The 18639-nt window shown below is 69.2% G+C and carries 14 protein-coding genes and 2 tRNA genes; 6 read left to right on the forward strand and 10 right to left on the reverse strand.

What is annotated here, in order from left to right; all coding sequences use genetic code 11:
* Positions 1–44 precede the first annotated feature (44 nt).
* From OCEPR_RS09695 to OCEPR_RS09710, 4 genes are read left to right on the forward strand one after another with little or no spacing between them, the layout of a single operon-like run.
* Entirely contained in the window at positions 45–935 is an 891-nt protein-coding gene (locus OCEPR_RS09695; protein ID WP_013458541.1) for a RodZ domain-containing protein, read from the forward strand.
* A 27-nt stretch (positions 936–962) separates the two neighbouring features.
* Positions 963–2294 (forward strand): 30S ribosomal protein S12 methylthiotransferase RimO, encoded by a 1332-nt coding sequence (gene rimO / locus OCEPR_RS09700; protein ID WP_013458542.1) that lies wholly within the window; start codon positions 963–965, stop codon positions 2292–2294.
* A 15-nt stretch (positions 2295–2309) separates the two neighbouring features.
* Positions 2310–3653: a Trk system potassium transporter TrkA gene (gene trkA, locus OCEPR_RS09705; RefSeq protein ID WP_013458543.1), complete on the forward strand. Its 1344-nt coding sequence runs from the start codon at positions 2310–2312 to the stop codon at positions 3651–3653.
* Between the two features lie 2 nt (positions 3654–3655).
* The gene (locus OCEPR_RS09710; RefSeq protein WP_013458544.1) at positions 3656–5104 is read left to right on the forward strand and encodes a TrkH family potassium uptake protein; all 1449 of its coding nucleotides are present in this window, start codon (positions 3656–3658) and stop codon (positions 5102–5104) included.
* A 140-nt stretch (positions 5105–5244) separates the two neighbouring features.
* Here OCEPR_RS09710 and OCEPR_RS12555 read toward each other — a convergent pair whose 3' ends face one another.
* A complete protein-coding gene (locus tag OCEPR_RS12555; protein WP_222829115.1) occupies positions 5245–6315 on the reverse strand; it encodes a hypothetical protein in 1071 nt (356 codons plus the stop codon).
* 351 nt (positions 6316–6666) lie between these two features.
* On the opposite strand from OCEPR_RS12555, the gene OCEPR_RS09715 reads away from it, so the two are divergent.
* On the forward strand, positions 6667–7704 hold the full coding sequence (locus tag OCEPR_RS09715) for a CE1 family esterase (RefSeq protein ID WP_013458546.1): 1038 nt from the start codon (positions 6667–6669) through the stop codon (positions 7702–7704).
* Here the strand turns inward: OCEPR_RS09715 and OCEPR_RS12340 are convergent.
* The 9 genes from OCEPR_RS12340 to OCEPR_RS09760 form a co-directional block, all read right to left on the reverse strand.
* Positions 7683–8660, reverse strand: coding sequence for a hypothetical protein (locus tag OCEPR_RS12340; RefSeq protein ID WP_013458547.1), 978 nt, complete (start codon positions 8658–8660; stop codon positions 7683–7685). The two genes, OCEPR_RS09715 and OCEPR_RS12340, sit on opposite strands and share 22 nt — an antisense overlap.
* Complete coding sequence (locus OCEPR_RS09725) at positions 8657–11263, reverse strand: LPS-assembly protein LptD (RefSeq protein WP_013458548.1); 2607 nt, start codon at positions 11261–11263, stop codon at positions 8657–8659. The genes OCEPR_RS12340 and OCEPR_RS09725 overlap by 4 nt, the downstream gene beginning before the upstream one ends.
* Positions 11260–12300, reverse strand: coding sequence for an LptF/LptG family permease (locus OCEPR_RS09730; RefSeq protein ID WP_013458549.1), 1041 nt, complete (start codon positions 12298–12300; stop codon positions 11260–11262). The genes OCEPR_RS09725 and OCEPR_RS09730 overlap by 4 nt, the downstream gene beginning before the upstream one ends.
* Entirely contained in the window at positions 12297–13304 is a 1008-nt protein-coding gene (locus OCEPR_RS09735) for an LptF/LptG family permease (protein ID WP_013458550.1), read from the reverse strand. Before OCEPR_RS09735 ends, OCEPR_RS09730 begins: the two co-directional genes overlap by 4 nt.
* Before the next feature lie 88 nt (positions 13305–13392).
* Positions 13393–13469: transfer RNA gene (locus OCEPR_RS09740), tRNA-Arg, on the reverse strand.
* 590 nt (positions 13470–14059) lie between these two features.
* Positions 14060–14758 (reverse strand): DNA alkylation repair protein, encoded by a 699-nt coding sequence (locus tag OCEPR_RS09745; protein WP_013458551.1) that lies wholly within the window; start codon positions 14756–14758, stop codon positions 14060–14062.
* Between the two features lie 2 nt (positions 14759–14760).
* Positions 14761–15090: a DsrE family protein gene (locus tag OCEPR_RS12560; protein ID WP_013458552.1), complete on the reverse strand. Its 330-nt coding sequence runs from the start codon at positions 15088–15090 to the stop codon at positions 14761–14763.
* 55 nt (positions 15091–15145) lie between these two features.
* A tRNA-Pro gene (locus OCEPR_RS09755) sits at positions 15146–15222 on the reverse strand.
* A 58-nt stretch (positions 15223–15280) separates the two neighbouring features.
* A complete protein-coding gene (locus tag OCEPR_RS09760; RefSeq protein WP_013458553.1) occupies positions 15281–16636 on the reverse strand; it encodes a hypothetical protein in 1356 nt (451 codons plus the stop codon).
* A 98-nt stretch (positions 16637–16734) separates the two neighbouring features.
* Here OCEPR_RS09760 and ftsH point away from each other — a divergent pair, with 98 nt between their 5' ends.
* Complete coding sequence (gene ftsH, locus OCEPR_RS09765; protein ID WP_013458554.1) at positions 16735–18591, forward strand: ATP-dependent zinc metalloprotease FtsH; 1857 nt, start codon at positions 16735–16737, stop codon at positions 18589–18591.
* Positions 18592–18639 lie beyond the last annotated feature (48 nt).

An 18639-nucleotide genomic window follows, 5' to 3' on the forward strand; every position in this document is an offset into this window, starting at 1 on the left:
GCGCCGGAGCGGACCTCCGGCCCGGGGCGGTAAGATGTAGGGGTATGTGCGAGATCGGTGGGATGCTGCGCGTGGCCCGCGAGGAGAGCGGTCGCTCGATCCGCGACTGGGCCCGCGAGCTGGGCATCAAGAGCGACTACCTGCGCGCCCTCGAGGAATGCCGCTTCGAGGACCTGCCCGAAGCGGTCCTGGCCAAAGGGCACCTGCGCCGCTACGCCGAGGCGCTGGGCCTCGACCCCGAGCCCCTGCTCGCGCAGTACCCGGTGCGGCCCACCTTCACCCCCGACGACGTCATCACCCCCGAGCGCCGGCGCGGCCGGCCCTGGCTCTGGATCGTCGGCGTCGCCGTGCTGCTGGCGCTCGCCGCCGGCGCCTGGCTGGCGCTGCAGAGCCCCCCGCCGCCCGAGCCCGCCGCCATCGAGCTGGAAGCGCCCCCACCCCCGCCGCCGCCCCCGAGCGACGCCGAGCTCTCGGTGGAGACGGTTCCCCCGGGCGCCACCGTCTGGCTCGACGGCTTCCGCCTGGGCGAGGCGCCGGTGAGCGGCCGCTTCTCGGCCGGCGAGCGCACGCTGCGGGTCGAAGCCGAAGGCTACGTCCCCTACGAAGCGCCGCTCCTGCTCGAGCCCGGCGGCACCCGCCGCCTCAAGGTCACGCTGGAACCCCTTCCCGCCGCCGAAGCCCCCGCGCCCGCGGGCCCGCCCAAGCTGGTGCTGCGCTTCACCGAGCGCGCCTGGGTGCGCGTCACCACCCCCGAAGGCGCCAAGCTCTACGAGGGCATCCCCAAGGTGGGCAGCGAGCTCGAGTTCCCCCTGCCCGTGGTGGTGCGCACCGGCAACGCCGCAGGGGTTCGGGCGGTCCTGGGCGGCGAGGACCTGGGCCCCATGGGCGGCGAGGGGCTGGTGGTGGAGCGCCGCTTCGACGCGCCCGCGCCCTAGTGCGTATACTGGTGCGGTTGGAGGTCTATGGCCGCTAAAGTTGGATTCGTCAGTCTGGGCTGCCCCAAGGCCCTGGTGGACTCGGAACAGATCCTTTCGCGCCTCAAGGCCGCGGGCTACGGCTTCGCCGCGGACTACGCGGAAGCCGACGTGGTGGTCGTCAACACCTGCGGCTTCATCACCCCTTCGATCGAGGAGAGCCTCGAGGCCATCGGCGAAGCGCTCGGGGCGAACGGCAAGGTCGTCGTCACCGGCTGCCTGGGGGCGCGTCCCGAGGTGATCCGCAAAAAGTACCCGCAGGTGATCGACGTCAGCGGCCCCGCCGAAACCGAACGGGTGCTGGCGGCGGTGGCGCAGGTGGCCCCGCCCGAGCGCGACCCCTTTCTGGACCTGGTGCCGCCGCAGGTCAAGCTGACCCCGCGCCACTACGCCTACCTGAAGATCGCCGAGGGCTGCGACCACAAGTGCAGTTTCTGCATCATCCCGCAGCTGCGCGGCGGTCTGGTGAGCCGCGACGCCGCCGAGGTGCTGGCCGAGGCCGCGCGCCTGGCCGCGGGCGGCACCCGCGAGCTGCTGGTCATCGCCCAGGACTCGAGCGCCTACGGCGTCGACCTGGGCCACCGCGAAAGCGACTGGGCGGGGCGGCCGGTCCGCGCCCACCTGACCGATCTGGTGCGCGAGCTGAGCGGGTTGGTGCCCTGGGTGCGGCTGCACTACGTCTATCCCTACCCCCACGTGCGCGAGCTGCTGCCCCTGATGGCCGAGGGGCGGCTGCTCCCCTACCTGGACGTGCCGCTGCAGCACGCGAGCCCCCGGGTGCTGCGGGCAATGCGGCGACCGGGCGGCGCCGAGAGCCACCTGAAGACGATCCGCGAGTGGCGCGCGGTCGTTCCCGAGCTCGCGATCCGCTCGAGCTTCATCGTCGGCTTCCCCGGCGAGACCGAGGACGACTTCGAGCTGTTGCTGGAATTCCTGGCCGAGGCCCGGCTCGAGCGCGTGGGCGTCTTCACCTACTCGCCCGTGGCCGGAGCGGCGGCGAACGAGCTGCCGGGGGCGGTGCCGGAAGAGGTCAAGCAGGAGCGGCGGGCCCGGGTCATGGAGCTCGCCCAACGCCTCTCCCTGGAGAAGAACCGCGCCAAGGTGGGCCGCGTCCTGGACGTGATCCTCGACGAACCCGCGGACGAGCCCGGCGTCTTCGTGGGGCGCAGCTACGCCGACAGCCCCGGCATCGACGGCACGGTGCGGGTCACCAGCGACGGCACCGTGCGGGTCGGCGAGATCGTGCCCGTGCGCATCACGGCCGCGGACGTCTACGACCTCGAGGGCGAGGTCGTGGCCCGCGTCCCGGCCGGGAGGTGATATGAAGGGAGCGGTATGTACATCGTAATCGCCGGCGGCGGCGACATCGGCACCCTGATCGCCCAGTCGCTGCACGAAAACCACGACGTCGTCGTCATCGACCGCAACCCGGCCGTGGCCGAGCGCATGGCGGTGCTCGACGTGCGCGTCCTGGCCGGCAACGCCACCGACCCCGAGTCGCTGCGCGAGGCGGGCGTGGACCACGCCGATGCCTTCATCGCCACCACCAACTCCGACGAGGTGAACCTGATCGCCGCCATGCTGGCCAAGGGGCTGGGGGCGGCGCAGTCGCTCACCTTCCTGGGCAAGGCCTACTACGTCGAGGTGCTCACCGACCCCCGCACCATGGAGATCCTGGGCACCCGCATCGACCGCGTCTTCTGGCCCCAGCGCGCGCTCGCCAAGGAAGTGCTCGAGGTGGTGCTCATCCCCAAGGCGCTCGACACCGAGCTGCTCGCCGGCGGCCGCCTGCGCCTGATCGAGTACATGATCGACGTCGAGTCGAGCTACGCCCACCGGCTGGTGCCCGACCTCGACTGGCCCCGCGGCGTGAAGCTGCTGGGGGTGCTGCGCGAGGGGCAGTTCGTCACGCCGCTGGACGAGGACTTCCGCGACCTGGTCATCGAACCCGGCGACCACCTGGTCTTTGTCACCACCCCCGAGGCCTTCCCGGTGCTGCACGCCCTCTTCGCCGGCCGCGAGCAGGTGCGCCGGGTCTTCATCGTGGGCGGCGGCACCGTGGGCTACATGATCGCCAAGGGGCTGCGCGAGACGCGGGTCGAGGTCGTGCTCATCGAGCAGGACCCCGAACGCTGCGAGTTCCTTTCGGAAGAGCTGGGTGGGGTGCTGGTGATCCAGGGCGACGGCACCGACCTTTCGCTGCTCGAGCAAGAGGGCATCGAGGACGCCGACGCCATGATCGCGGTCACCGACAACGACGAGAAGAACCTGCTCGTCTCGCTGCTGGCCAAGCAGCTGGGGGTGGAGAAGGTGGTCACCCGGGTGAGCCGCAGCGAGACCCGCACCCTCTTCGAGCGCGTGGGCGTGGACATCCCCCTCACCCCGCGGCAGGCCGCGGTGCGCGAGGTGCTCGCCCACCTCAACCCCGAGGGCGTCGAACGCATCGCCCTGATCGAGGACAGCGTCGAGGTGATCGAGGTGCGCGTCCCCCCCGAGCTCGACGGCCGGCGCGTCGCCGAGCTGGAGCTGCCGCCCCACACCACCGTGGTGGCGGCGATGCGCGGTTGGCGCGTGGTTCTGGCGGCCAGCGAACTGCAGCTCAAGGCCGGCGACGAGCTCATCCTGATGGCCGCGCGTGAAGAAGTCGGCCACGTGGCCGAGCTGTTCAAGACGAGCTGACCATGGGAGGCTTCGTCCGTTACGCCCTGGGCACCGCGCTGCGCGCGGTGGGTTTGGTGATGCTCGCCTTCGTCCTCGTCGCCTGGGCCTGGAGCGAGGACGTGCGCGGCTTCCTGCTGGGGGCCGGCGTGGGGCTGGCCCTGGGGCAGCTGCTGCGCATGACCGGCACCCCCAAGGCCGAGCCCAGGCGCGCCGAGGGTCTGTTCATCGTCGCGGTGATCTGGCTGCTCGTCCCCCTGCTGGGGGCGCTGCCCTTCTGGGTCAGCGGCCACGTGGGGCTGCTCGACGCCTACTTCGAGGCCATGAGCGGCTTCACCACCACCGGGGCCACGATCCTGCCCGACTTCACCTTGTTCAACCGCAGCCTCTTCCTATGGCGGGGGCTGACCCAGTGGTTCGGCGGGGTCGGCATCATCGTCTTGTTCGTCGCGGTGCTGCCGCACTTCGCGGTGGCCGGCCGCCAGCTCTTCTTCGCCGAGTCCACCGGGGTGCAGAAGGAAAAGCTGACCCCCAGGCTGCGCCACACCGCGGAGATGGTGTTGCGCGTCTACGTCCTGCTCACGGGGCTGGCGGTGCTCGGCTACTGGCTCGCCGGCATGCCCCTCTACGACGCGGTGGCCAACGCCCTCACCACCATGCCCGCGGGCGGCTTCTCCCCCAACCCGCTCAGCTTCGCCGGCTACCCGGCGGCGGCCCAGTGGGTGGCCGTCGTCTTCATGTTCTTCGCCGGCGCCAACTTCCTGCTCATCGCCAGCGCCCTCTTCGGGCGCGCCTCGCGCACGCCCTGGCGCGACCCCGAGTTCCGCGTTTACAGCGGCGCCTTCCTCGCGGGCTCGCTGCTGCTCGCGGTCTACCACGTCTACCTGCACGACTACGGGATCGAGGCCGCGCTGCGCCACGCCTTCTTCCAGGTGGCCTCGCTGCTCACCAGCACCGGCTACGCCTCGGTCGACTACACCCAGTGGGTCGTCCCCGCGCAGGCGATTCTGATCTTCCTGATGTTCGTCAGCGGCAGCGCCGGCTCGGCGGCGGGCGGGGTCAAGTCGGTGCGCTGGCTGGTGATGACCAACCACGTGCTGCGCGAGCTCAAGCGCACCCTGCACCCCAACGCGGTGCTGCCGCTGCGGCTGGGCACCAAGGCGGTGGGCGAGGACGTGCTGCGCTCGGTCTCGTCGTTCGTGATCCTCTACCTCTTCGTCTTCGTGCTGGGCACGATGGTGATCGTCTTCACCGAGGGCGACCTGGTGGTCGCCTTCACCTCTTCGGCGGCGTTCATCGGCAACGTCGGGCCCGGTCTGGGGGCGGTGGGGCCCATGGGCTCGTTCGCCGAGCTGCACCCGCTGGCCAAGCTGGTGGGCATCTTCCAGATGTGGGCGGGCCGCATCGAGCTGATCCCGGTGCTGCTGCTCTTCCACCCCGACACCTGGCGGGCGCTGCGGCGGAGCCGGTAATGGACTAGTGTTACTGCAAGATCAAGGTAAGACCAAGCGGGGCTGCTCTAAAACACAGACGTTTACTCATAATCGTCGCCGTTGCCGCTCAACAGAAGCGTAGCGGATGGGTGCATATCTTCGGTGAAGCATCTCGATGATCACAGCGGCTCTATCTCCGAAGGCAGTATCCGCTCAACTGGCAGAAACCCCTTTGTCTTTTGGAACTTCATTCTATGAAGAAAGTTATCCATTGCATCTGAGGGGTCCAGAGCAGCAAAATTCAGCCGCTCTAATGTTTTTCTTGGAATTGCCACCGATAGAATAGGGCGGTTTTCTAAATAGCCTGTCTTGGAATTCAAGATTTCACTTACTGCTGTGACGATAACCATCTGTATTGGAAGAAGCGCAAATGATTCGCGTGAAACACGGAGTACTGCTCCACACACATAGTCTTGATACAGTTCATAAAACTTAGTTTTAGGCATTTTCTTCACAGATAATTTTCCGCTCCGTAAGAGCGCTTTGGCCTCGGTGGGCACTACCTCTTCTCCATTTACGTATATAGTCGCCTCCAGTACCTTACTATCGACTGCATGAAACTCTACTGAGGAACCTAGCTCGCTTATTTCCCTGAAGGGATTGATTCTTGATATAGCTTCGACATAAGCCTCTCTATCGCCTGATAGAATTCTTACCGCGAGTGAGTGGGTTGCTTCCCAATCAGCATAATTCCTCTCGTACTCTTTCAGTGCCTTTAGGTATAGGTCTTCATCCTTACTTTTTCCGGCCTCTACCGCCTTGACTAATTTTCGCCTTTTTCCCTCAGCCCTTTGTAAAACTCTATCCATCACACTGGGCCGATACGCCTCAAGTCTATTCAGAGCTTCCTCTTGAAAAACATCCTGCCGCACTGGCTTTTCAGGTGGTGCCGTAGCACTGATTTCTGCCCAGTCCCATTCTTCACCGCAATCTTTGTGTACCGATGTAAGTACTTCTATATAATTCTCGAATACCTGGACGTCGTATGCTGCTTGTTCCAACTCCTGTATTCTTTCGACCTGCTTTCGCTCGCGCTCCAATTCTCGCTGCCTTCTTTTTGATTCCCGCTCCATGCGTCGCTGTGCAGCAGCTATAGCTCGCAGTGTGCCCTTCCACCCCATAAGGTCTCTCCCCCTTCTTCCTCTACGACGTAACTCAACATCACCGTGTTTTATTTCAAAGCTGAACATGCCCAATACCCTTGGCCTTTGTAGATGACACCCAATATATATTTGCTGAGAGCCATCAGAAAATATGTTTCCCTGTAGTTCTATACACCCACTTTAGTATGTCCGCATTTTACTAGTTGAACATACTATTATATTTATAAACATCCCTATTCATTTTCTAATAATAAATAGATATTACCTAGCATTTATGAATTGCACTACAACCCCTAGAACTGCCCGTAAAGGCGGTGGAAACTTACTGCAAGCCTACCAAACAGGCTGTGGAGCTACGCCCATCCCTACAACTTCCTCACTTAGCCTATTCGCTTTCTGGGTCAGTCTGCGTATTCCACTAGTGATAGGCTAGAGTCGTTGAAACAGGTTCTGTTTCTGCGTCTCTGCGCCGGGATTTTGCTCCGGGCGGCGGGGCTGGTGTTGTGGCTGGGCGCGCTTGCGGCCTGTGCCCAGGCTCCGCCGCACGAGGGTAAGGCTCAGCCGGAAACGGGGTTGCACATCTTCACCCTGGAGCACGATAGGCAGGAGCGGCGCTACGCGCTCTACGTGCCCGCGCAGGCGGGCGAGGCTCCACTGCCGCTCGTCTTCTCGCTGCACGGCGGCGGGGTGGTGCTGGAAGACCAGCTGGGCACGCGCTACAAGAGCCCCTTCAAGCTGTGGATGGACCTCGCCGACCGCGAAGGGTTCTATGTCGTCTACCCCGAGGGGCTGCCCGGGGCCTACGGCAAGCCCACCTGGAACGACTGCCGCGCCGACTGCACGGTGAGCTCGAGCGCCGACGACGTCGGCTTCCTGCTGCAGATCCTGGAGGAGGTGGCCGCCGAACACCCCACCGACCGCCGCCGCGTCTACGCCTCGGGGATGTCCAACGGCGGCTTCATGGCCCTGCGCCTGGCGGTAGAGGCGCCGGACACCTTCGCCGCGGTGGCCGCGATCGGCGCGGCCATGCCGGCGGTGAGCGGCTGCGGCGCGCCCCGGTGCCCGCTGCCGGTGCTCTTCATGAACGGCACCGCCGACCGTTACATGCCCTACGGCGGCGGCACCCTCAGCAACCCGCCAAAGGCGAGCCACGGCACCGCGATGAGCACCCCCGACTCGGTGGCGCTCTGGGCCGACCTCGCCGGGGCCCGCGCCGAAGCGCCGGTGCATTACCCCGACCTCGACCCCGACGACGGCGGGACGGTCACCCGGCGCGACCACACCGCCGGCGGCCGCGTCTGGGTGCGGCTCTACACCGTGGGCGGCGGCGGGCACGCCGCCCCCAGCCTGCGCGAGCGCTATTCGGCGCTCTTCGAACGCTACTTCGGCCACCAGAACCACGACATCGAGGCGGTGGAAGAGATCTGGCGCTTCTTCCGGGCGGCGGCGCCGGCTCAGGGCCCCGCGGGCAGATAGGCGATCGCGCGCGCCTGGGCGCCGGCGAGCCGGTAGTGCTCGGCGAGGTTGGGGTCCAGCAGGTCCAGCACCAGCAGCCGGCCCGGCCCCACCAGGTAGGCGTAGTCGTCGGGGGTGATCACGGCGTCGCGGAAGTCGCCGGAGCGCAGGAGGTCGTCCTGACCGCTGCGCCGCAGGGCGTAGCCCGAGTCGGCCGCCACCAGCCAGCCCGCGGGAAGGGGGCGGATCCAGCGCAGGCCCGAGAGGGCGAGCGCGGGCCCGCGGTAGACCGGAGCGTCGCTGCTGCCGGCCTCCCAGGTGTAGAGCACGACGTCCGAGAGCCGGTCGACGGCGATCCCCAGGCGCTGCTGCCGGTCCCAGTCCGCCGTGAGCGCCTCCACGGTGACCAGGCCCGCGACCTCGTGTTCGATCGGGTCTCCGGGGGGGTCGGGGTAGACGAGGGTGAACTTCTGCAGCCCCGGCCGCAGCCGCACCACGCGGTCGTCGGGGCCGAGCAGGTAGCGGGTGCCCTCGGGGTCGCCGCTGCGGTCCACGGGTTCGAGCGCCGGGTTCGCCAGCGCCACCGTCCAGACGCCGGAGGCCCCGCAGTCGACGAGCAGGTGGTTCTCGCCGACCCGCAGCCCCCCGTCCGCGCAGACGACGCCCAACGGCAGCTCTACCTCGGGCGGAGCCGGATCCGGCGCCCGGTCGACCTGTGCCCCGCCCACCGGGTAGGCCCGCAGCGCGTCGGGCGCCAGGACCCAAAGCCGGGTGTCCCCGGGGGGGCGGGCGAGGTCCTGCACCGTGACGCCCAGATCCCAATCCCCCAGGGCGGCGGCGGGCTCGGTCCCCGCGGGGTAGAAGACGACCCGCTCCCCCTCGCCCACCGCGAGCAGCAGCTCGAGCGGGGGCTCCTGGGTTCCGGTGCAGGCGGCGATCAGCCACAACAACGCGGCAAGTCCCCAAAGTCGCTTCATAATCCCCCCTCCCAGGGCATGCGGATGCCGCTTTCGTCGAAGAGGAAGCGCGCGCTCTGATCGCCGTAGAGGAAGGCGATCCGCGCCGAGGGCGCCGCCGCGTCCAGGGTGAAGCGCAGCGCCCAGCAGCAGCGGTCGAGGGTGACGACGAAGCGGGGCTGGAGCGGCGGCCAGCCCTCCGAGGTGCGCACCTCCTGGGTCAGCAGCGCGCTCAGGTAGAGGCGGGTGTTCTCCTCACCGCGCCAGCCCAGGGTGAACCCGAAGTCCTTGAACGAGAGCTTGCGGTCGTCCGCGGCGTACCGGGCGTACTCGAACCCGCCCTGCACGCTCAGCGCCGGCCAGGTGTCGCCGCCGGACCAGACGTCGAACCCCCCTTTGATCGAGGCCTCTTCGAGGTAGACCTCCTCGTCGCCGGTCTCGGGGAGGTGCCAGGCGGCGCTCACGTTCCAGGTGCTCCTCAGGTCGGCGAAGCGGGAGCCGAACCGCAGGGAGCCGGGGCCGAAGCGCCCCTGCGCCCCGTCCCAGCGCTCCAGGAGGGTGAGGCGGTGCTCCTTCCAGGCCGCGGTGAAGGTGAGCTGGTGGTCGCGGAAGTTCGGGTCGCCGGGGTCGTCGGTGAAGAACGAGGTGTGGTCGAGCCGCACCGAGAAGGGCCCCCACCCGGCGCCGATCCGCCCGTTCAGGCGCCGGCCGTCGTGGTCGTAGGTCTCGCTCAGGCTGTAGCGCGCGCCTCCGGGGCGCAGCTCGAAGGCGGCGCGGGTCTCCCGCGGCCGGCCCTGGTTGAGGTCGCGTTTGTGGGTCAGGCTCAGGTTGCCGCCGGGGAGCGCGTAGCTCGCCCGCAGCAGCAGGTCGTCGTAGGCCGCGTCCGGGTAACGGTAGCCGCTCTGGGCGCTCGCCGCGAGGTCGCCCAGGCGCAGGCTTAGCCGGCCGGTGGTGGCCTGGTGCCGCCCCGCCTGCGGGTCGTAGAGGTGGTCGAGCTTCAGGGTCAGCGGCCCCGGCCGCGCCTCGAGCCCGGCCTTGAGGGGCGCGTAGACGGCCTGCTCGAGGTCGCGCCCTCCCGAAGCGGTGAGCACGAGCCCGGGCAGCACGCTCCAGCGCGAGCTGGCCTTGAAGTCGAGCTTGCGTTCGGGGCGGATGTAGTCGCGGGCGAAGAAGGCCTCGCCCTCCGCCACCCGCCGTTCGAGCCGCGCCTCCACCCGCAGCCCCCCGAGCGTCTGCGACGCCCGCAGGGTGCTGCGCCAGTCGACCTGGCGTTCGCCGGTGTCGTAGTACCAGCCCTTGAAGCGGTTTTCCGCGCTCAGGCGGAACCCCTTCCACGGCGGTGAGGGCCGGAAGACGTCGAGGTGGTCTACGTAGATCCGCCCGGCGCTGGCCCAGACCCCGGCGGCGCGCGCCGAGCGGTTGAGCTCGTTGGTGCGGTCGAAGTACCCGCCCGCGTAGAGGCTGCCCTTGACGCTGAATCCGCCGCCGCTCCAGCCCCGCGTCCAGCGCAGCACCATCTCGGGGACGGTCCGCGCCGCCGGCGGCCCCGCCTCGCCCAGGTCGAGGTAGGTCTGCAGCCGGAACTCGGCGCGCGGCTCCTCCCGCCCCAGGGCGCGGCTGCTCAGCTTGAGGCGCACCCGCCCCGAGGCGGTGTTCTCGCGCCGCTCCAGGCTGAGCTCGTGCCGCCAGCCGTCCTCCTTGAGCCGGTACTCGGCCTTGAGGCTCCATCGCGGCGGCTCCGCGGCCTGGTCGGCGCTCGTCCACTTGAAGGCGGTGGCCTGGTAGAAGGGCAGGTCGCGCAGGTTCTTGTCGCCCATGCGGTAGTCGAGCTGGGCTTCGAGGGTGCCGCGGTCGGCGCCCACCTCGGGCGGCAGGTAGAGGGCGCGGTAGTGCTCATACGCCGCGCCCGCCCCCCAGTGGTCCACCCCCAGACCCCAACCGCGGTTCTGGAACCAGCGCAGCAGCGTGAACCCCAGGCCGCCGCGCGTCACGTAGGGCAGGTCGGCGCTCACGAACCAGCCGTCGGTGGGGTCGCTGCCCACCTCGACCCGCGGCCGCCGTTCGGAGAAGTGCAACAGCAGCACCGGCCAGTAGAAGGTCACCTCGCCCCGGGTGTAGACGGTCACGTCGTAGGCCACCAGGCGGTCGCCGGGGTAGAGGATCACCTTGCGCGCCTTGAAGCTGTAGTCGTAGGGGTCCTGGCCGCAGCGCGCGCAGGGGGTGAACTCCCCCTGGGTCAGGAGGATCTGGCCCATCACGCGGGTCGCCTCGGGGCCCCACAGGTCGATGCCGCCGCTTTGGATGTGCACCTCCAGGGCGTCGAGGCTCTCGTCGTCGAGGTAGAGCTCCAGGTAATCGGCCTCGGTGACCCGCCCCTCTGCGTCCTGGTAGTAGACCTGGCCGATCAGGATCAGGCGCCGTGCCGAACGGTCGTACTCCACCCGGTCGGCGCGCACCTCCTCGCCCTTCTCCAGTTCGAGGATGACCGGAGCGCCCACCAGCACCACCAGCTCGCTGTCGCCCACCTTGCGCAGCTCGAGCCGGTCGGCCTGGGTCACCTCGATCCGCCCCGCCAGCGCCCACCCCGCCAGCAGCACGACCAGCGCCCAGACCCCCGCCCTCACCGCTTGCCCCCAAGCAGGAGCAGGCCCGCCACCCCCGCGTAGAGCAGGTCCGGCCCCCAGGCGGCGAACCATGGGGCGAGCACCCCCTGTTCGCCCATGATCCGGAAGACGCTCCAGGTCGCGTAGTAGAAGAAGGTCAGCGTCACCACGCCCACCATGCCCAGGCTGCGGCTGCCGCCCAGCATCCAAAACGCCAGGGCCACCGCGAAGAGCGCGAAGGCCACGCTCGCCGCCGGCTCGGCCCACTTGCGCCAGTAGGCCGTGGCCTCGGCGTGGTAGGGCCGGCCGAACTTCTTGTACTCGGCGATGCGGCGGCGCAGTTCGGCCAGCGGCAGGTCCGCGGGTTTGGTCGGCGGGCTCACCGCCAGGTCCTCGAGCGGCAGCAGCCCCCGCTCGAACTCGGTGATCGTGCGCGGGCGGGAACCGTCGAAGGTCACGCGCATTCCTGCGTCGAGCACCAACCGCCCCGGCTCGAAGCGTCCGCGCTTGGCCGTCAGCACCTCGCCTTCCGAGAGCACCCGCACGTCGCCGAACCCCTGCCCGTCCACCTGCCCCACGTAGATCGTGCGGCCGTAGGCGTCGCGGAAGAAGGTCCCCGGCTGCAGCAACGCCCGCGGCTTGGCCAGGATCGCCTCCCGCAGCACCTGGTTGGCCCGCTGCAACTCGCGCGGCACCCAGCTCTCCCCGGCCACGAAGCCCACGAGCGCCAGCAGCGCTCCAAAACCGACGAGTACCCCCAGCACCCGCTCCCGGGGGATCCCCGAAGCGAGCAGCACCTTGAGCTCCGAGTCCTCGGCCATGCGGCTGAGCGCCAGCAGCAACGCGAACAGGTAGGCGATGGGCAGGCCCCGCACCAGCGCCTCGGGCACCCGGTGGGCCAGGTACTGCCCGATCGAAAGGGGGTCGGCGCCGCGCGCCAAGAGCGGAGCCAGCACCTCGAAGAGCACCCCGCCGAGCAACAGGAGGACGACCACGGCCAGCCCCCCGAGCAGGTAGGCCCCCACCTCGCGCAGCAGGTAGCGGCTCAGGGTGTTCACAGCAGCCTCCGTGTGCCCGCGAGGGCCAGCGCGAAGTAGACCACGTCGGCCAGCCAGGCGCCGTAGGGCCCCACCACCGCGAACCGCGCCAGCTGCGCCGCCAGCGTCCAGAGCACGTAGTAGCCGAAGATCAGCAGCACCACGGCCACGAAGGCCCAGGCGGCCTCACGCAGCGAAAGCCCCACCACCGCCGCCAGCCAGGCGAGCGCGATCACCCCCACGGCGTCGGCGTGCCGGCGCTGCAGCGGGAAACGGGCCTGGGGGTCCACCTTGGCGAGCTCGCGCAGCTCGGCCATGGGCAGCGACTCGTAGGTCGTCTTCTTCTCGACGAAGCGGGAGGGGAAGGGCAGCGGGATCGTCTCCCAAAACTCGGGGCGCGCCCCCGGCGCCGTCTTCCAGGCGTTCTTGAGCACCCAGTTGGCGTCCTTCCAGACCCCCTCGTCGGCGCTCCAGACCGCGCCGTCGGGGGTGACCACGCGCACCCCCTGAAGGCGGCCGCCCCCGGCGTCGTCGGGGTAGACGCGGCGCGCGTAGTAGACCCCGAGCCCCTGAGGGGCGTAAGCGGCGTTGGTGAGCACGCCGCTGGGGGCGTGCCCGTAGTAGATCTCGTAGATCAGGTCGTCGTAGCGCGCCTGGGCCTCGGGTTTGACCCAGCCGGCGTTGACCCAGGCGACTGCCGCCACGAAGGCCGCCAGGCCCAACACCGGTGCGAGCAGCCGCACGGGTGCGATGCCCGCGGCGTAGACGGCCTTGAGCTCGGAGTCGCGGATCCAGCGGGCCAGCGCCACCAGCACCGCGAAGACGAGGCCCAGCGGCAGCGCCACCCCCAGGGTGTAGGGCATGCGGTAGAGCACCAGCTCCCCGACCTGGGTCCAGGTCGTGCCGCGGCTGAGGAAGACCCCCGAGAGCGACGAGAGCAGGTCGGTGGTCACGAGCCCGATGAAGAGCAGGGTTCCCAGCAGGTAGGGCGTCAGGATCTCGCGCAGCAGGTAGCGCTGGAGCACGAAAAAATTATAGGCAGCCGGGGCATGAGAAAGCGCCGGAACCGCCCTGGGGAGGATAAAAACAAAAAGCGGGCCGCAGCCCGCTCGCTGGTGCGCCCGGCAGGAATCGAACCTGCGACCTAGCGCTTAGGAGGCGCTTGCTCTATCCGACTGAGCTACGGGCGCCCGCGAGGGAAATTCTAGCACGGCAGCGCATAGGGCGCCTTGTCATCCCGGACGGGCCCTGCTTTTTCCCGTCTCCCCGGACGAGCCCCGCCACGTTTCGTCACCCCGGACGAGTCTGCATTTTTCCCGTCATCCCGGACGAGCCCCGGAGGGGCGAGATCCGGGATCTCGGAGGTGCTGTTTACGAAACGTGCTCGGTTGCCCCTGCACGTACGGAAGTTCCGGGGGCCCGCCCTATTTCTTCACCCCGAACGAGCCCCCCTGTTTCGTCACCCCGGACGAGCGAAGCAGGATCCGGGGCCTGCCCTGGACGAGATCCGGGGCCTGCCCTGGACGAGATTCAAGGTCTCGCCATTGCCGACAACGAAGGCGTCCGGTGACCCCTGCCCGCCGCGAGGTTCCGGATCGCGGGAGCCTCGCGGCTCCCTTGTCCGGAACGACGAAATGTTTTCTTGCCCACCTTCGTCGCCCCGGACGAGCGGGGCGAGATCCGGGGCCTGTCCCGGACTTGATCCGGGATCTCGCGGTGGCCCGCCGCCCGAACGGCGAAGGCCGGAGCCCGCAGGGGCCGCAGCCGGACCGCGGCCGGCTCACGCCCGGCGAAAGCGGCGTTGCCGCTCCGGGTCCAGTTTCTCGGTGGCGTAACGGAGCATCGTCCGCGGCATGCGGGCGGCGTTTTCCTCGAGAAACGCGAGCAGGGTCTCCTCGTCGCGCTTCCCTACCTCGCGCAGCATCCAACCCGCCGCCTTGTGGATCAGGTCTTCCGGATCGTCCAGCAGCCGCCGGACCAGGCGCAGGGTGGGCGCGTACGCGCCCCGGCGGATGAAGTGAAAGGTGGCCATCACCGCGACCCGGCGTTCCCAAAGCGAGGGCGAGGCGGCCAGCCGGTCGAGCAGCGAGCGGTCGCGGCCTTCCAGGTACGGCCCCAGGATGTGCGGGGCGCTGGCGTCGACAAGGTCCCAGTGGTTGACGCGGTCCAGGTTCCGCAGGTACATCTCCGCAACCGCCGCGCGCGCCGCCGGGTCACCGCGGCGGAAACGGTCCACGAGCAACAACAGGGCCAGCAGGCGCGCCTCGTGGAAGGGCGAGCCGAGCAGGTGCTCGACCTCGGAAAGGGGGAGTTCGCGGAAGCGCCGCACCCGCCCGCGCAGCACCGGAACGCGGATCCCCAGGAAGCGGTCGCCCTCGGCGTACTGCCCCGGGCCCGCCTTGAAGTAGCGCCGGGCGTGGGCGGCGGCACCGGGGTCGCCCAACGCTTCCAGCTCGCGCGCTACGTCCGCGGCGCGCACGGCTAGAAGCTGATGACCTGGAAGCCTTCGTCCACGGCTCCGACCAGGTCGGCGCCGATGTAGGTCACCTCGAAACCCGGGAGCTCGAGCGGCCCCCCGGTGGTCTCCAGAATCCGCCGGCAGACGAGGGGCACGATCCCGCGTTCGGACAGCGCGCTCAGGGCTTCGCCGAAGTCGGGGTCCCGAGTAAGCGGCACCCGCACCCCGTCGGCGAAGAAGATCACCCGCACCTCCGCTCCGCGGTCGTGGGCGACCCGGGCGAAGGTCAGGCCCGAACGCACCTTGAGCGCTTCGGTCGGTCCGCTGTTGATGAGCACCAGGATCTTGGCCATATCCGACTTTAGCACCCGCACGAAACGAAGCAGGCCCCAAAGGGCCTGCTTCTTCTGGTCGGGGCGAGAGGATTTGAACCTCCGACCACCTGAACCCCATTCAGGTGCGCTTCCTGGCTGCGCTACGCCCCGCAGCGTCCCTTAGTTTAGCCGGGGGCCAAACCCTTGTCAACGAAGCCCCCGCCGCGGTTCAGTTGAGCAGCCGCCCCTTGAGCGCCAGCTCGCGGGCGCGGTCGGCGTAGCCGCGCAGCGTCTCGCGCCACTCGTCGGAGGGCGGCAGGTAGGGCAGGAGCCGCTCGGCCAGCTCGGCCACCTCGGCGGGGTTGGGGTAGCCCGTCTGGGCCAGCACGTCCACGATCATTTCGGTGGCCGTCACCCAGTCGCGGTCGCCCTCGCGCGCCGCTGCGGCGGCGGCGCGGTAGTGCGCCAGCGCCTCGTCCCACGCCCCCACGTCGTAGGCGCGGTTGCCCAGGATCAGGTGGGCCGCCGGCACCGTGCCCAGCTCGAGCGCCCGCCGCGCCGCGTCGTCGGCCGCGGCGCCGTCGCCCAGCCGGTAGTAGGCCTCGGCCAGGTCGGCGAGGGCGTGCGCCCGGTGGGGGTAGGCTTCGTCGCTCGCGACCTTGCGCAGCAGCGCCTCGGCGCGGATCAGGTCCCCGTGGTCGAGCTCGAACAGCCCCCACTCGTGCCAGACGAAGGGCAGGTCCCCGGCCGCAGCGCGCTTCTCGGCGTCCTGGTAGGCCGCGCGCGCCGCTTCGAGGCGGCCGAAGCGCTGGTGCACCTGGGCCCGCACCATCGCCGTGCCGTGGCTCAGCCCGGCGCCCGCCGCCTCCAGCCCTTCGGCCTGCACGATCTCCTCGGCGGCACGCTCGGGGTTCCCCAGCAAGAGCTCGACCCGCGCCCGCAGGTAGCGGTAGGTCGCGCGGTCGGAGAGCTCCCCCTCCCCGAGCAGGGGCTCCGCCTCGGCCAGCAGCGTCTGCGCCTGCTCCGCGGCCTCGGTTTCCAGCCACAGCGCCGCGGCGTCGAGCAGGCTCCACAAGCGCTCCTTGCCGTGGGAACGCCCCGCCGCCCGCTCGTGAGCCCGGGCCGCGGCGTCGAGGTGCCCCAGCGACTCGTGCACCCGGCCGGAAAGCGCCCAGGCGCGCGCCTCCAGGAAGGGGGGCAGGACCTCCGGATCGGGCAGGGCCTCCAGCGCCGCCTCCATCCGCCCCAGGTAGGCCAGCCCCTGGGCCACGTGGTAGGCCGCGCGCGGCTGCTCCACGGGCGGCGGCTCCAGCGTCTGGCCGGCCAGCGCCTCCAGCTCGAACCGCAGCGCGGCGTAGCGTTCGTTGCGCTCGACGCCGGGCCAGCGCGCCCCCGCTTCGTCGAGGGCCGCGCGCCAGGCCTCGGCTTCGGCCTCGCCGTAGAGGCTGTAGAACTCGGCGAGGTCCACGAGGGCCTCGGCGGCGCGTGCGGAGGTGGTGAAGCGGCGCTCGGCCGCCGCAACGAGGGCGTCGTAGGCGCGGTCGTACTCGCCCTGGTGTAACCATTCCTCGATACGGGGCGTCACGCCCAAAGCATAGCACGCCCGCCTCAAGACCCTCTCAGCCGCCGTTCGTATAAACTGTTAGGGCTCAGGGCGCATGCCGCCCGGAAGCGGAGGTCGCTTTGCCAAACCGGATCAACCCTTGGACGATCGTCCTTTTCCTTATTTTTGGGCTCTGGCTCTACTCGCTTATGGGCAACGCCGGAGCCGCACCGCCCATCAGCTACGACACCTTCGTCCGTTTCGTCACGGAGAACAAGGTCCAGAAGGTGCTCATCGCCGAAGACCGCATCACCGGCGAGTTCAAGAGCCCGGAGCGGGTGACCAGCAAGGACAAGGTCATCACCACCAAACGCTTCGTCACCACGCCCCCGATCCCCCAGGTGCCCGACCTGGAGCTTCCGGCGCTGCTCAAGAAGCACGGCGTCGAGTTCAGCTTCAAGACCACCTCGCCCTGGCTGCTCATCCTCGCCAACTTCCTGCCGGTGCTGCTGCTCGTGGGCTTCTTCTGGTTCTTCTTCATGCGCGGGCCCGCCGCGGGCGGCGGCGGCGGGGTGATGCAGTTCGGCCAGTCGCGGGCGCGCATGTACGGCAAGGAACAGCAGGTCTCCACCACCTTCAAGGACGTGGCCGGCCACGAGGAGGCCAAGCGCGAGCTCGTGGAGGTCGTGGACTTCCTCAAGCACCCGCAGAAGTACCTGGCCATCGGGGCCGAGATCCCCAAGGGGGTGCTGTTGGTGGGGCCGCCGGGCACCGGCAAGACGCTGCTCGCGCGCGCCGTCGCCGGCGAGGCGGGGGTGCCCTTCTTCTCGGTGAGCGCCAGCGAGTTCATGGAGATGTTCGTGGGCGTCGGCGCCAGCCGCGTGCGCACCCTGTTCGAGGAGGCGCGCAAGAACGCGCCGGCGATCATCTTCATCGACGAGATCGACTCGATCGGCCGCAAGCGCGGCGCCGGCATCGGCGGCGGCCACGACGAACGCGAACAGACGCTGAACCAGATCCTGGCCGAGATGGACGGCTTCGAGAAGGACACCTCGGTCATCGTCATGGCCGCGACCAACCGCCCGGACATCCTCGACCCGGCGCTTTTGCGCCCCGGCCGCTTCGATCGCAAGGTGATGGTCGGCCTGCCCAGCCTGGAGGAGCGCAAGGCGATCCTGCTCGTGCACATGCGCGGGAAGCCCATCGCCGACGACGTGGACGTCGAGGAACTGGCGCAGATGACGCCGGGCTTCAGCGGCGCCGACCTGAAGAACCTGGTCAACGAGGCGGCGCTGCAGGCGGCGCGTGAGAACGGCGAGCGCATCCACAAGCAGCACTTCCTGACCGCGCTCGACAAGATCGTGCTGGGGCTCGAGCGCGGCTCGCTCAAGCTCTCGGACAAGGAGAAGCGCGCCATCGCCTACCACGAGGCCGGCCACGCGGTGGTCAGCGAGGTGCTGCCCAACGCCGACAAGACCCAGAAGGTCTCGATCGTGCCGCGCGGCATGGCGCTGGGCGTGACCTGGCACCGCCCCGAGGAACGCGTCCTCGTCTCCTTCGAGCACCTGATGGACGAGCTCTCGGTCCTCATGGGCGGCCGCGCCGCCGAGGAGCTGTTCACGGGCACGATCACCACCGGGGCCGCCGACGACTTCAAGCGGGCCACCGAGACCGCGAAGCGGATGGTGCTCGAGTGGGGCATGGGCGACCACTTCAAGCACATCGCCTGGGACGCCGGCATGGGCCCGGTCTTCCTGGGCGAGGAGATCGCCCGGCGCAAGGACTTCTCCGAGCGCACCGCGGAGCTGGTGGACGAGGACGTGCGCAAGATCCTCGACGGGGCCTACGCGCGCACCCGCAAGATCCTGGAAGAGCACGACCAGGCGATGCACAAGATCGCCGAGGAGCTGCTCGCCAAGGAGACGATCCCCGGGGACCGGGTCCGCGAGATCCTCCGCGGCGAACCGCCCGCGAGCGGCGAAGCGGCCGAAGCCTGAGCCGCTGCACGAAGGGCCGCGCCCCTCGGGGCGCGGCCCTTCGCCGTT

The organism is Oceanithermus profundus DSM 14977, from assembly GCF_000183745.1.
In the GTDB taxonomy this organism is placed as follows: Bacteria; Deinococcota; Deinococci; order Deinococcales; family Marinithermaceae; genus Oceanithermus; species Oceanithermus profundus.

What these genes read in the sequence shown, in the direction of transcription:
- OCEPR_RS09695 (WP_013458541.1), top strand. Translation starts at nt 45, where the DNA reads ATGTGCGAGATCGGTGGGATGCTGCGCGTGGCCCGCGAGGAGAGCGGT.
- rimO (WP_013458542.1), top strand. Translation starts at nt 963, where the DNA reads ATGGCCGCTAAAGTTGGATTCGTCAGTCTGGGCTGCCCCAAGGCCCTG.
- trkA (WP_013458543.1), top strand. Translation starts at nt 2,310, where the DNA reads ATGTACATCGTAATCGCCGGCGGCGGCGACATCGGCACCCTGATCGCC.
- OCEPR_RS09710 (WP_013458544.1), top strand. Translation starts at nt 3,656, where the DNA reads ATGGGAGGCTTCGTCCGTTACGCCCTGGGCACCGCGCTGCGCGCGGTG.
- OCEPR_RS12555 (WP_222829115.1), bottom strand. Translation starts at nt 6,315, where the DNA reads ATGTTCAGCTTTGAAATAAAACACGGTGATGTTGAGTTACGTCGTAGA.
- OCEPR_RS12340 (WP_013458547.1), bottom strand. Translation starts at nt 8,660, where the DNA reads ATGAAGCGACTTTGGGGACTTGCCGCGTTGTTGTGGCTGATCGCCGCC.
- OCEPR_RS12560 (WP_013458552.1), bottom strand. Translation starts at nt 15,090, where the DNA reads ATGGCCAAGATCCTGGTGCTCATCAACAGCGGACCGACCGAAGCGCTC.